Genomic DNA, 12,972 nt, shown 5'->3' with positions numbered 1-12,972 from the left:
AACGAACTCATGAACCTATGAACTCATGCACATTCTTTAACCGCTAAGGCACCAGGGATTAAGGTTAAAAATCCAAGGTTAAAGGGGAAAAGAAGAACGGGCGAAGACACGAGGGGACGAAGGCACGAATGACCATCAAATGTCAATTCTTACAAGCACAGTATTGGGCCCCATTCTCTTTGCTCCATGCCCTTCGCTCTTTGCCATCAACAACCGATAACCGACAACCGATAACTGACAACAGTCTTCCTAACCGCAAAGACGCCAGGGATTAAGGTTAAAAATCCAAGACTGAAGGCTAAAGTTCCAAGGAGAAGGGAAACCGGAGAAGGGAGGACGACACGAGGGTACGAAGGCACGAACGCACAAATGACCAACAAATGACTACCAATGACAAGTATTAAGCGCCAGGCAAAGCTGCAGATTACCCCATGCTCTTTGCTCATGTACCTACGAACTCATGCACAATTTTATCAACAAAGCATACGAAGTATAAGTATCCAAATTCAATAACACAAAGCGCTCGTCGAGCTGCAAAATAAATAGTAATAAAAAACTCATAAAAAAATAACCTTCCATGATATTAAAAGAAACAAAAATTGCCGTCATTGGATTGGGCTATGTTGGTTTACCACTAGCTGTCGAATTTGCAAAAAAATACCCAGTTGTTGGTTTTGATATAAACCAAGCACGCATTGATGAACTTAAAGCGGGACATGATGCCACTTTGGAAGTAGCAGACGACAACTTACAATCAGTGCTAAAAGGCAGCTCGCCAACAGGCTTAAACCTAACCACCTCGCCCGAAGCACTTGCAGACTGCAACTACTACATTATAACAGTGCCAACGCCAACAGATAAAAACAACCGTCCTGTTCTTACTCCTTTAGTCAAAGCTTCAGAAACCGTTGGTTCAGTTTTGAAACCAAACGATATTGTAATTTACGAGTCAACAGTATATCCAGGAGCAACGGAGGAAGATTGTGTTCCTGTGCTTGAAAAGGTATCCGGACTCACATTTAACACCGACTTCTTTGTCGGATATTCACCTGAACGTATCAACCCGGGGGATAAAGAACACACCGTAACTAAAATTAAAAAGGTCACCTCGGGTTCAACCCCAGAGATTGGTCAAAAAGTGGATCAACTATACCAATCTGTAATTGTCGCCGGAACCCACTTGGCTCCCTCCATCAAAGTAGCTGAGGCGGCCAAAGTCATCGAAAATTCACAGCGTGACATTAACATTGCTTTTGTGAACGAATTGGCCAAAATTTTCAGCAATTTAGGAATTGACACGAAAGACGTGCTGGAAGCTGCTGGAACAAAATGGAACTTCCTCCCCTTCTCCCCGGGTTTAGTTGGAGGACACTGTATTGGTGTTGATCCTTACTACCTGGCGCAAAAAGCGCAGGAAACTGGTTACAACCCGGAAATTATCCTTGCTGGTCGTCGTATGAATGACGGGATGGGTGCCTGGATCGCCTCCCAAATTGTGAAACTTCTTATAAACAAAGGACACGCCGTAAAAAACAGTAAGATACTGGTACTTGGTATTACATTTAAAGAAAACTGTCCGGATATTCGCAATACAAAGGCTATTGATGTCATCAATGAGCTCAAACAATACGGCTGTGATGTCGATGTTTATGATCCATGGGCCAACAAAGAGGAAGTTGAACATGAGTATTGTTTATCGCTTGTTGAAGATTACGCTAACCAGAGCTATGATGCAGCAGTATTGGCAGTTGCTCACAATGAGTTTAAACAAATTGATATTTCAAAACTACGGAACAGTCACGATGCAGTCATATACGATATTAAAGGTATCTGGGACAAACAGCTTGTAGACGGGAGACTATAATAAAAAGAAGATTATAAAATGACTAAAAATAGCATCATTGAAAATAAGAAAGTATTGGTAACTGGTGGAGCCGGGTTTATCGGCTCCAATCTGGTTGACCGTTTGCTAGAACAAAACAACACCGTGATTTGCCTGGATAATTTTGCAACCGGCAAACGTGAAAATCTTGTCCAAGCGCTAAAACACTCTGAATTTACCTTAATTGAAGGCGACATTCGCAATTACGAGGATTGCCAAAAAGCGGTGGAAGGTTGCGACTATGTATTGCATCAGGCTGCACTGGGAAGTGTTCCGCGCTCTATTGCTGACCCAATGACCAGTACGGATGTAAATATTGGTGGCTTCGTAAAAATGCTACATGCGGCCAAAGAAGCCAATGTGAAACGTTTTGTGTATGCAGCCAGTTCTTCCACCTATGGTGATCATCCTGACCTGCCAAAAGTAGAACATAAAATTGGCAATGCGCTATCCCCTTACGCCATTACCAAATATGTAGATGAACTTTTTGCCAAAAACTTTTCGGATATTTACGGTATTGAAACCATCGGCTTGCGCTACTTCAATGTCTTTGGCCGTCGCCAGGATCCGAATGGTGCCTATGCTGCAGTAATACCGAAATTTGTATCGGCATTGATCAAGCACGAAAGTCCACAGATTAATGGAGATGGTTCCTACTCCCGCGACTTCACCTACATCGAGAATGTTATTCAAGCCAATCAACTAGCCGCCATTACTCCTACCAAATCGATTGTCGAAAAGCGCATCCAGTATGACGCAAAACATTGTGAAGAAAGTACAACGAAATCAGCGAGTTCAAGTACATCCCTCTCCGAAGTCTTCAATGTGGCCTTTGGTGAACGCACTTCGCTCAACGAATTAGCCCAAATCTTAAAAGATAACCTGGCCAAGTTCGACCCGGGCATTGCGGATGTCAAATTCAAATATGGCGCAAAAAGACAAGGTGATGTGCCCCACTCTTTGGCTTCCATTGAAAAAGGAAATTCCTTGCTAGCTTATCTCCCGGAATACTCTGTAAAAAAAGGATTGGAAGAAGCGTGTGAATGGTATTGGGAAAATTTCAAACAATTAAGTCACTGATGTCTACTAACAAACGCATTGCTAAAAACACTGCTTTCCTTTATATGAGAATGCTCATAATGATGGGCATCTCATTCTATACAACAAGAATTTTACTAAAAGAGTTAGGGATAAATGATTATGGTATATATAACGTAGTCGGTGGTGTTGTCGCAATGTTTTCTTCTTTGAGGGGACTATTTGCATCTGCAACTCAGAGGTTTTTAAATTATGAAGTAGGTAAAAGTGAATTTGGCGGAGTAACCAAGATTTTTAGTATGAGTATAAATATTCATATTATACTCTCTGCAACTTTTCTTTTCTTCGCTGAATTTATTGGCCTTTGGTACATTAATAATAAGTTGGTAATAGAGCCTGAAAGGCTGTTTGCAGCTCAAGTAGTATTTCACCTTTCTGTGTTTTCAGCGATTATTACTATTATGACAGTACCCTATGATGCGACTATCATAGCTAAAGAAAAAATGAATGTATATGCTTACATCTCAATCTTAGATGGTTTTCTAAAATTGATGGTTGTCATTTTACTGGGTTACCTTCGTTTTGATAAGTTAATCCTCTATGCTATACTAATTCTAATTGTATCTTTAATTACTCGGCTTTTAAGCACAATTTATTGTAAAAAAAACTTTCCCTTTTGTAAATATCAATTTTCTTGGAATTTAAAATTATTTAAACAAATGGGAAGTTTTGCCGGATGGAACTTCTTTGGTAATTCAGCTTACGTTCTAGCCAATGAAGGAGGAAACATCTTATTAAACCTTTTTGGAGGAACCTCTATCAATGCTGCTCGTGGAATAGCATACCAAGTCAGATCCGCAACAACTCAATTTATAACCAATCTTATAACTGCAGCGAATCCTCGTATAGTACAACTTTACGCTCAAAAAAAAAGTGATGAGTTTTTTAAACTAATATTTTTTACTTCAAAGGCTTCTTTTTTCGTTTCTTTAGCATTGATATTACCTGTCTTATCCTCTACCGATTTTTTACTAAATATTTGGTTGAAAACAGTTCCGAGCTATACTACAATTTTTGTCCAACTAATTCTTGTTTTTATATTAATACGGATTTTTCATGGCCCACTTGATTCTTTATTTAAAGCAACAGGAAAAATAAAAACATATCAATTAATCGATGCAAGCATTCTATTTCTAAATTTCCCAATATCATATTTATTGTTATCCCATGGATTCAAATTTTATGTCGTATTTATTGTAATGATAGGTATGGAGCTTATTAACCTCTTTGCTCTTCTTATATTAGCAACAAAAACAATTAGCTTGGATCTTAAATCCTACTTATTAAAAGTACTGTTTCCTAGCTTTAAGGTTCTAGTTGTCTGCTTTCCTATTTCAATGGTTTTAACAAACTTAAGCGAACATAGTATCTTTGTAAAATCTATAGCACTTATAACATGTTCTTTAATAGTTATTATCTTCTCTCTGATATTGGGCTTATCTAAATTTGAAAGGAAAAAAGTATTGGAGTTTTCTTCAAGTGCTTGTCGGAGAATAATGAAGTCTCACCCCTTATCAAAATAGGATTAACAGTATTTCCAAGTATTAAAATATAGTCAGATTAATAAATTTATACATAAAATGAAAGTCCTATTCTTTATTTCATCAATGAGAGGTGGTGGTGCTGAAAGAGTTATGTCTATACTATGTAATCATCTAACCAATAGAGGACATGAAGTATTTTTAGCAACCAATACATCAATACCTTTCGCATACACATTAGATGAGAATGTCAAAATTATTGACTTGTATAAAGAAAACCACAGCACAAAAAATAAACTATTATATTTTTTAAGACTTTATCAAAATATCAGATCAATAATAAAAACCATAAGACCCGATATCTCTGTATCTTTTATATGGTCATTGAATGTCCATGTTTTAATAGCAAAAACAGGTTTATCTGCTCCGGTTATTACTTCAGAACACTCTACTTTCACCAGAATATCTTCGAGATACGAATATTTTGTGCGAATCTGTCTAAATAAGCTAGCTAAAAAGGTTATAGTTTTAACAGAAAAAGATGCAAATTTTATTGGAAATAGATTAAATAGAATGGTAATCCCTAATCCTTTGTCTTACACACCGACAACTTCCAAAAAAGAAAGACGGGAAAATATTCTAGCAGTTGGAAGTATTGACAGATGGGAAGGTAAAGGATTTGATAATTTAATAAGAATATGGAGTAATATTCACAAACAATACCCTGGTTGGGTATTAGAAATAGCAGGCACAGGAAAAAGCGAGAACTTTAATTATCTAAAATCACTTGCACAAGATTTAGGAGTTAGCTCTTCTGTAGTTTTTCTTGGATTTCAAAAAGAGATTAATTTGTTAATGCAAAATAGTTCCGTTTTTGTATTAGCTTCAAAGTATGAAGGCTTCCCAATGGTTTTAAATGAAGCAATGTCTCAGGGATGTGCTTGTGCTAGTTTTGATTGCAATACAGGTCCTGCAGAAATAATAACACATAATAAAAACGGATTACTTGTAGAGAATCAAAATATGGATAAAATGCAACAAACATTATCAAGACTACTTAATGATAAAACTCTCAGAGAGAAACTGTCAAAAAATGCAATTAAAGATGTGGAACGTTTTAGCCCTGGCTTAATCGTTGACAAGTGGGAGAAAGTTATGACTGAAGTACGTAGGGAAACCCTAAAATTAAACTAAAAAAAAGATGAAAATTGCCATCTATAACCGTCCAGGTTCGTTTAGCTACCGTTGGATTAAATCTTGTAAAGAAAAAACATTAGCTACAAGTTAGAATATTGCTACCCAAACAATACTACAAACAGATATGTAGATTATGTATTTCTTCAATAGGGGTCTATAAATAGTATTTAGCAAACAACACAATTAAATTGAAGATATCTAGAATGATAATGGGAAAAAGTCTCTTTTGTCTATACAAAAAATAAATAACTAAAAATCAAATACTATGAATACTGTAGGTTTTCCAATTAGTCGCAAAGAAAATGAAAATAGAAGAACATTGCTCCCTGAGGATATTAAAAACATTGATACCCCAAAATATATTTTTCTTGAAAAAGGATATGGACTAAATTTGGGATATACAGATCAAGAATATATAAATCTAGGAGTGAATATTGTATCTAGAGATGAAGTTTTAACAAAAGATATTATATGCGATCCCAAGATTGGCGATGCTGACTATATTGATAAATTAAAATGTCAAACTATTTTTGGATGGGTACATGCAGTTCAAAATAGAGGTATTACAGATATTTTAATAAAAAATGAACTAACAGCATTTGCATGGGAAGAAATGTTTGACAGAGGAAGACATACTTTCTATAGAAATAATGAGATTGCAGGTGAAGCTGCTATAATTCATGCCTTTTTATTACATGGTCTTTTCCCATATGAAACAAAAGTCGCTATTTTAGGGAGAGGGAATATTGCAAGAGGGGCAATGAAAATTCTAAATTACATGGGTGCTAATATTTCAGTTTACGATAGAAAAACAGAACAACTTTTTAGGGAAGAACTATTCAATTTTGATGTTATTGTTAATGCAATTACTTGGGACACTACGAGAAAAGATCATATTATTTATCAAAACGATTTAAAATATCTGAAAAAAGATACATTAATCATTGACATAAGTTGCGATAAAAATGGAGCAATAGAAACATCGGTACCAACAACAATAGAGAATCCCACTTATGTACAAAACGGAATAACTCATTATGTTGTTGATCACACACCAAGCTTGTTTTATAAAACAATTTCGAAATCGCTCAGCTCAATTGTTTCTTACTACATTAATTTTTTAATAAATAACAAAGTTAATGATGTTTTAAATAATGCACTAATCGTTAAAAAAGGTGTAATTATTGATTCCAAAATAAATGATTTTCAAAACAGAGCATTTCAAGTGAAATAAATGATTTTCATAATTTATTAAATTAAGTATAATTCATAGGATCAAAGAAATACTTAATTGGAAAAATCATTTGATAAAAAAAAGGAATAATTAAGCAACATGAAAGATTTGAAGCTGTTACATTCATTATTCCACCTTTTAAAATTATACACAATAATTATTGCATATCCCACTAAATATTTTAATCACCTAAAACAGACAAAAGATAATTTTGGATTATCTTCACTTTCTTTGATCAGTCAAATTATCTATTTTAAGAATTAATTTATGCTTGCAAAAGAAATAATCAAACAGATAGTATTTTTAATTCCATTTATTAGGAATTTTTATATAAAAAAACGTGTAGCCAATGGAAGTATTATACCATTAGAAAAATTGGAGGATACACTATATAAAGCAGATAAAGTAGTATTAAAAAACAATGAGAATCCAAACATTTGCGTTGGGATTGTTAAAGATGGATATGAATATGAAGGATATGTGAGCAATCGTGCCTATTATCCGAAATATGAGAAATTTTTAAAGAACAACAATATTTCGTACGAGTACTATGATATATACAGACATGATTGGCTGGAAAAAGCCAAAAAATTTGATGTAATTGTTTGGCATACTAATTCAGATCCTGCTACTCAAGATATTGCCACTAACAAAATATATGTGCTAGATAAACTAATGAATAAAAAGTGCTTACCATCATTTGATGAGATCTGGACATACGAAGATAAAGTAAATGCGCATTATTTATACCAACATTTTAATCTACCAGAAATACCTACTTTTGTATCTCATTCTAAAGAAGATGCTTTGGAATATGCAGAAAAAGCAAAATACCCAATTATCTCAAAACTTAATACTGGTTCAGCTTCGTTTGGAGTAAATAAGATTGCGAATAAACGTCAAGCAATCAAACTTATAAATCAAGCATTTTCATCAAAAGGTGCAAAAACATACTTCCAGTTTCAACGTCAAAAAGACTATATTCTTTTTCAAGAGTTTATTAGTGATGCCACATATGATCTAAGAATTATGGTTACAGGAGATAAATTATTTGGCTATTATCGGTATCCCAAAAAAGGAGATTTTAAAGCTTCTGGAGCAGGCAATGTTGTTAAAAAGGCGATTGAGCCAAAAGCTCTAGACTTAGCATTTAAAGTTAAGGAACTTTTTAAAGCAAATTTTTTAGCAACAGATTTACTATTTAGCGAAAAATTAAATCAATATTTTATAATAGAATCCTCAATTTTTATTGGAATAGATACAGCAGAACAATTGAAAATAAATGAGGTACCTGGATTTTATCAACGAATAAAAAAAGGAGAGTATGAATTTGTTGAAGGTAAATATTGGGTCCAAGAATTTGCATTAAAGGAAACTATTAAAAATATATAATTCTAATCTCTGTGGGATTGGTTCCCCTAAGCTCTGCTTCGTAAAAAGCTAACCTCCAATTGATAACTAGTCTGTTCTGCTTCAATGTAGTTAATTTTCATTTTTGGAAAAAACATTATCCTAATTGTTGAAATTAGTCTTGGATTTGCCACTTAGGTTAATATATCATCAACAGGATATTGAGACTATGGTTTAAGCTGAAAAGTAAATAAGCAATAAATAGCTTCAAATGATTATTTTTCTATTTTTAAGTGTCGTTGTAATGCTTTGTATATCGCTTTTTAGTGGCGATATGTCAACAACGGTTTCTCTTATCTCGTTTTTTATTATTGGTACTGGAATCTCTTATTGGTTATCCAATAAAAATAAAGCTGAACTCATTCATCTACTATCTATTTTCTACTTAGCTTTTCTTATATACACTTCATACACAATGCTTGCTTATTGGGGATATACAGCAGTAAACAGTTTTTTTATTTATCCAGATCAAGACCATTTTTATACAGTAGCTGAACAGTTAGGAAATAAACCGTCGATAAATGCTATCTTTAATTCATGTTTTATTTACAGGGAACATATTGAACAGGAAGGAGCTTATTTTCTTTTTGGTACATTAGCATTTATTGCAAACAAATATTTAACAGGAAACACTGTTTTATTTCAGATAATAAACGTTTCTGCTTTAGCAGTACTTATAAATCTATTCATCTATAAAACGTTATTATTTTATGTAAAAAAAGAATTAGCATTCAAATACACTTTGTTTTATTTATTTTTTGCCTATGTTTTATCTTTTTCGCCTTGGCTTCTAAGAGATATTCATATTACACTATTATTTACAATAGCTATATATCTTGTACATCGTCCATTTACCATAAATAGATTACTATTTTTAATTCTATTGCAATTCATTACACTTGAGTTCAGGTTCGAAAGTGGTATTGCATTCTCCTTCTTTCCTTTGCTCTTTTTGTATACTAAGGCTGGTAATAATAAATACAGAAGATTCTATTACTTTCTAACGACAGTTATCGTTGTTTTCATAGCAGCCTTATCAATCAAATATATACTCTCTTCTCTTAGTACTGTATTTATGGTCATAGATCGATATGCCGAAGCTACTTCTTTAAGTGCAGAAGACTCAGGAGGGCTCGGAGCTATACTTTATCGTTTGCCTTTTGGTATTAAGCAACTATCGGTTACCGCATTTTCTCAAATCTCACCCTTTCCACCCTGGTTTCAGCTAGCAAATTCAAACTCTATTCCTCAAATACTCTTGGCTATTGTAGCAGGCATAGCTCCTGTTTTTTGGGGCTATGTAGTTTTTATTTCTTTCATAAATCTGAAGAAATACTATAAAAAACTCCCAAAGTTAAGCATTTGGCTGTTGGGTTTTATGGCCTTGTTTTTATTGGCCAACTCTTCCAATATTAACGTTCGACGAATCATGGCCGTCTACCCCATCATGTACATTTTATTCGTCTATATTCAATCACAGCAAACAAAACAAATAATCATAAAGAATAAACTTAAATATATATTTATGTACTCTGGCTTATTGATTATATATTCGATGCTCAAGTTCTTATGAAAATACTCTGCGTTATTGACAGTCTTGGCTCTGGTGGTGCACAACGTCAACTTGTTAATTTGGCTGTTGGCTTAAAGCAAAATGGGCATAAGGTTTCTTTTTTGGTATACCACCGCATCAACTTTTTTAAAGATATCCTCGATGAAAATAATATTGCAGTGCATGAAATTATTGCTCCAAATCATTTCATGCGGCTATTAAAAATGCGCCGATACATACGTCATGGGAACTTTAATTCTGTTTTATCCTTTTTGGAGGCACCAAACTTCATTTGTGAAATAGCAGGTTTCCCAAGGAGGAAATGGAAATTAGTCGTTGGAGAACGAAGTGCAAACCCAGCCATCCTGAAATCTTTCAAATTGAAAGCCTATCGATGGTTTCATTTATTTGCTGATTATGTTGTAGCCAACTCTCATGCAAATATTAAAATGGTTAGAAAAGTCAATCCGCTTCTTGCTTCCAGAAAATGCAAAGTAATATACAATATTGTTGACTTTAAAAAATGGCAATCGAACGAAAAATTCACCCCACAAAAAGATGGCAAATTTAACATTGTTATTGCTGCTAGTCATCGGTATTTAAAAAACCTAAATTGTTTGGTTGAAGCTGTAAACCTACTAACAAAAGAAGAAAAAAATAAATTGAAAATTGATTGGTATGGCGATGATAATCATGATGATTCAAAGTCTGTCGCACTAAAAAAGATTGAAAAATATCAGTTAGATAACGTTTTCTCTTTTCATCCTCCAACTTTAGATATCAATAAAAAAATACATCAAGCTGATGCCGTAGGTCTATTCAGTATTCTGGAAGGATTACCCAATACGGTTTGTGAAGCAATGGTCGCTGGTAAACCTGTTATTGCCACCCGGGTTTCTGATGTCCCATTGCTAATTCTAAATTCCAATTTTCTATCTAACCCATTTGATGCACAATCAATATCTAAAAGTCTGAGCTATGCTCTCAATTCCCATCCAAATGATTTATTAAATGAAGGAATTTCAAATAAAAATATAGCAGAAAATATATTTAAGACAGAAAGTATATTACAGCAATACCTACTACTACTAAATAGTTAAAACACGCCACTACTCTCTAAAAAGTATTTTAATTGAGACGTAAAATAGTTAATGAAAGCATAAAATACACATAAATGAAAGTTGGAGTTTATTTAGAAACAAGATATTTAAAAAAGAAAAACCTTTTGTTTTGTGAAGATATATACACATTATTACTCAATGAAATATCTTCTCATTTCGATTTTCAATTTATTGGTAGATTAGGGACAGAAGATTCATTAAAAAGTTCCTATTTAATCCAGCAATACAATCATTTTTTTGAATTAAATAGCTATTCAAACCTTTTTGCATTGTTTTTAAAACTACCATTCTATTGGCTTAGAAATAAAAAAACAATTCAGGATTTCATCAAAAAGTCTGATGTATTACTTGTAATGACCCCTTCTCCAATCAGTCTTATAATATTGAAATACGCAATAAGGTATGAAAAAAAACACTGTCTGCTAATTCGGCAAAATACCCGTGAAATGATCCCTATGCGATATAGTGGAATTTATAAAACAATGGCTCGATTTATCGCTAATTATTTAGAAACATTTGTGGAAAATTTTGCCAATAAAAATAACTCACATGTTTTAACATTAGGACCTGATATAAAAAAGCGCTATGCGCACCTATCCAATAATGTCCGTGAATTTGTAAGTTCCAGATATCATATCAATGATATTATCGATGAATCTAAACTTCGCCCGCTGAATATAGAAGAAAGAGTGCGCCTACTATTCGTTGGTCGTATTGAAGTAAACAAAGGAATAAATGAATTATTGAGCGCTTTAAAAAACACAAATATTGATTACGAATTGTCAATTGTGGGTGATGGACAATACATGTCAAATACGAAACAACTGATAAAAGAATATAACCTTTCTAATAAGATACATCTTCACGGTTATATTCCATATGGACCTCAGCTACTGGACATATACCGATCTCACGACATCTTCATCCTGCCAAGCTATAGCGAAGGACTGCCTCAAGTAGTTCTTGAAGCAATGGCAAGCGGCTGTTTGGTTCTGGCAACAAACGTTGGCAGTATTCCAAGTATAATTAATGATGGGATAAATGGATTTATATTTAAACCTAAAAGTGTAACAGCATTAAATAATCTATTTAACCAACTCAGAGATACGAAATCCAACTATAATGAGGTGCGAAAAAATGCAATAGAAACATCCAGACGATATGCATTTGAAAATCAATCTAAAGTATTAATTGATACTCTGAAACAGTGAAACAGTCATCGTCTGAACAAAAGTGTTTTATAATTATGAAAATTTCTATCGTCACCGCCACTTTTAATAGTGCACCTTTTATTGCTAGCTGTATTGATTCGGTTCATGAGCAGACTGAAATTGACCTTGAGCACATTATTATTGATGGCGCCTCAAAAGACAATACCATCGAAATAATAAAATCAAGACCCAACCGGGTTAAGACCATCATTTCTGAACCCGACAAGGGCATTTATGATGCCATGAATAAAGGGATTAAACTCGCCAATGGCGACATTATTGGAATTTTAAATTCCGATGACTTTTATGCTTCCGATAATATATTAGCAAAAATTGCCCAAACATTCACAACAACTAACTGTGATGCACTGTATGGAAACCTCAATTTCGTAGCTCCCACAGACACGAACAAAGTAATCAGACACTGGAAATCATCTCCCTTTATTTCAGGCAGTTTTACGAAAGGATGGCATCCTCCTCATCCTACATTCTTTGTTAAGAAGGAAGTATATGAAAAATACGGTCTTTTTGACACGAATCTCGACGTATCAGCTGACTTTGAACTGATGCTACGTTTTATAGAAAAGAATTGCATAAAAGTTTCCTTCCTTGATGAAACAATTGTAAAAATGCGCTATGGTGGAGAAAGTACAGGCTCACTCAAAAAAATCATTGAAGGAAATCGAAATATCTTGCGAGCTTTTAAAAAGAATGGCATCAAAGTATCTCCATTTTATCCCGTTCTTCGTTTAATTCCAAAACTAAAACAATTCATCTCGAAATAAC

General features: G+C 33.8%; 10 protein-coding genes. All 10 read left to right on the top strand.

Annotated elements, in window-relative coordinates:
- Window positions 1-577: 577 nt before the first annotated feature.
- The 10 genes from Q1A18_RS00635 to Q1A18_RS00590 all read left to right on the top strand — a co-directional run bounded on the left by Q1A18_RS00635 (window position 578) and on the right by Q1A18_RS00590 (window position 12,971).
- Window positions 578-1,864, top strand: coding sequence for a nucleotide sugar dehydrogenase (locus Q1A18_RS00635; protein WP_299576289.1), 1,287 nt, complete (start codon window positions 578-580; stop codon window positions 1,862-1,864).
- A gap of 18 nt (window positions 1,865-1,882) precedes the next feature.
- Complete coding sequence (locus Q1A18_RS00630; RefSeq protein WP_299576287.1) at window positions 1,883-2,962, top strand: SDR family oxidoreductase; 1,080 nt, start codon at window positions 1,883-1,885, stop codon at window positions 2,960-2,962.
- A complete protein-coding gene (locus Q1A18_RS00625) occupies window positions 2,962-4,503 on the top strand; it encodes an MATE family efflux transporter (protein ID WP_299576285.1) in 1,542 nt (513 codons plus the stop codon). Before Q1A18_RS00630 ends, Q1A18_RS00625 begins: the two co-directional genes overlap by 1 nt.
- A gap of 57 nt (window positions 4,504-4,560) precedes the next feature.
- Window positions 4,561-5,655, top strand: a complete 1,095-nt coding sequence (locus Q1A18_RS00620; RefSeq protein ID WP_299576283.1) for a glycosyltransferase family 4 protein — start codon at window positions 4,561-4,563, stop codon at window positions 5,653-5,655.
- Window positions 5,656-5,923: 268 nt separating this feature from the next.
- Complete coding sequence (locus Q1A18_RS00615; RefSeq protein WP_299576282.1) at window positions 5,924-6,892, top strand: N(5)-(carboxyethyl)ornithine synthase; 969 nt, start codon at window positions 5,924-5,926, stop codon at window positions 6,890-6,892.
- A 267-nt stretch (window positions 6,893-7,159) separates the two neighbouring features.
- Window positions 7,160-8,284, top strand: coding sequence for a hypothetical protein (locus Q1A18_RS00610; RefSeq protein ID WP_299576280.1), 1,125 nt, complete (start codon window positions 7,160-7,162; stop codon window positions 8,282-8,284).
- 229 nt (window positions 8,285-8,513) lie between these two features.
- Window positions 8,514-9,875 carry a hypothetical protein gene (locus tag Q1A18_RS00605; RefSeq protein WP_299576278.1) on the top strand — a complete coding sequence of 454 codons (1,362 nt, stop codon included), beginning with the start codon at window positions 8,514-8,516 and terminating at the stop codon, window positions 9,873-9,875.
- Window positions 9,872-10,954 (top strand): glycosyltransferase, encoded by a 1,083-nt coding sequence (locus tag Q1A18_RS00600; RefSeq protein WP_299576276.1) that lies wholly within the window; start codon window positions 9,872-9,874, stop codon window positions 10,952-10,954. The genes Q1A18_RS00605 and Q1A18_RS00600 overlap by 4 nt, the downstream gene beginning before the upstream one ends.
- 74 nt (window positions 10,955-11,028) lie before the next feature.
- On the top strand, window positions 11,029-12,186 hold the full coding sequence (locus tag Q1A18_RS00595; protein WP_299576274.1) for a glycosyltransferase: 1,158 nt from the start codon (window positions 11,029-11,031) through the stop codon (window positions 12,184-12,186).
- A gap of 35 nt (window positions 12,187-12,221) precedes the next feature.
- Window positions 12,222-12,971 carry a glycosyltransferase family 2 protein gene (locus tag Q1A18_RS00590; protein WP_299576272.1) on the top strand — a complete coding sequence of 250 codons (750 nt, stop codon included), beginning with the start codon at window positions 12,222-12,224 and terminating at the stop codon, window positions 12,969-12,971.
- Window position 12,972 lies beyond the last annotated feature (1 nt).

The sequence above is a fragment of the uncultured Sunxiuqinia sp. genome (genome assembly GCF_947495665.1).
Taxonomy (GTDB): domain Bacteria; phylum Bacteroidota; class Bacteroidia; order Bacteroidales; family Prolixibacteraceae; genus Sunxiuqinia; species Sunxiuqinia rutila.
The sequence above is the reverse complement of the archived record's forward strand: the minus strand, read 5'-3'. Positions and strand labels throughout refer to the sequence as shown.

Excerpts from the sequence above, each read along its gene's own strand:
- Q1A18_RS00635 (WP_299576289.1), top strand. The coding sequence starts at position 578 with ATGATATTAAAAGAAACAAAAATTGCCGTCATTGGATTGGGCTATGTT.
- Q1A18_RS00630 (WP_299576287.1), top strand. The coding sequence starts at position 1,883 with ATGACTAAAAATAGCATCATTGAAAATAAGAAAGTATTGGTAACTGGT.
- Q1A18_RS00625 (WP_299576285.1), top strand. The coding sequence starts at position 2,962 with ATGTCTACTAACAAACGCATTGCTAAAAACACTGCTTTCCTTTATATG.
- Q1A18_RS00620 (WP_299576283.1), top strand. The coding sequence starts at position 4,561 with ATGAAAGTCCTATTCTTTATTTCATCAATGAGAGGTGGTGGTGCTGAA.
- Q1A18_RS00615 (WP_299576282.1), top strand. The coding sequence starts at position 5,924 with ATGAATACTGTAGGTTTTCCAATTAGTCGCAAAGAAAATGAAAATAGA.
- Q1A18_RS00610 (WP_299576280.1), top strand. The coding sequence starts at position 7,160 with ATGCTTGCAAAAGAAATAATCAAACAGATAGTATTTTTAATTCCATTT.
- Q1A18_RS00605 (WP_299576278.1), top strand. The coding sequence starts at position 8,514 with ATGATTATTTTTCTATTTTTAAGTGTCGTTGTAATGCTTTGTATATCG.
- Q1A18_RS00600 (WP_299576276.1), top strand. The coding sequence starts at position 9,872 with ATGAAAATACTCTGCGTTATTGACAGTCTTGGCTCTGGTGGTGCACAA.
- Q1A18_RS00595 (WP_299576274.1), top strand. The coding sequence starts at position 11,029 with ATGAAAGTTGGAGTTTATTTAGAAACAAGATATTTAAAAAAGAAAAAC.
- Q1A18_RS00590 (WP_299576272.1), top strand. The coding sequence starts at position 12,222 with ATGAAAATTTCTATCGTCACCGCCACTTTTAATAGTGCACCTTTTATT.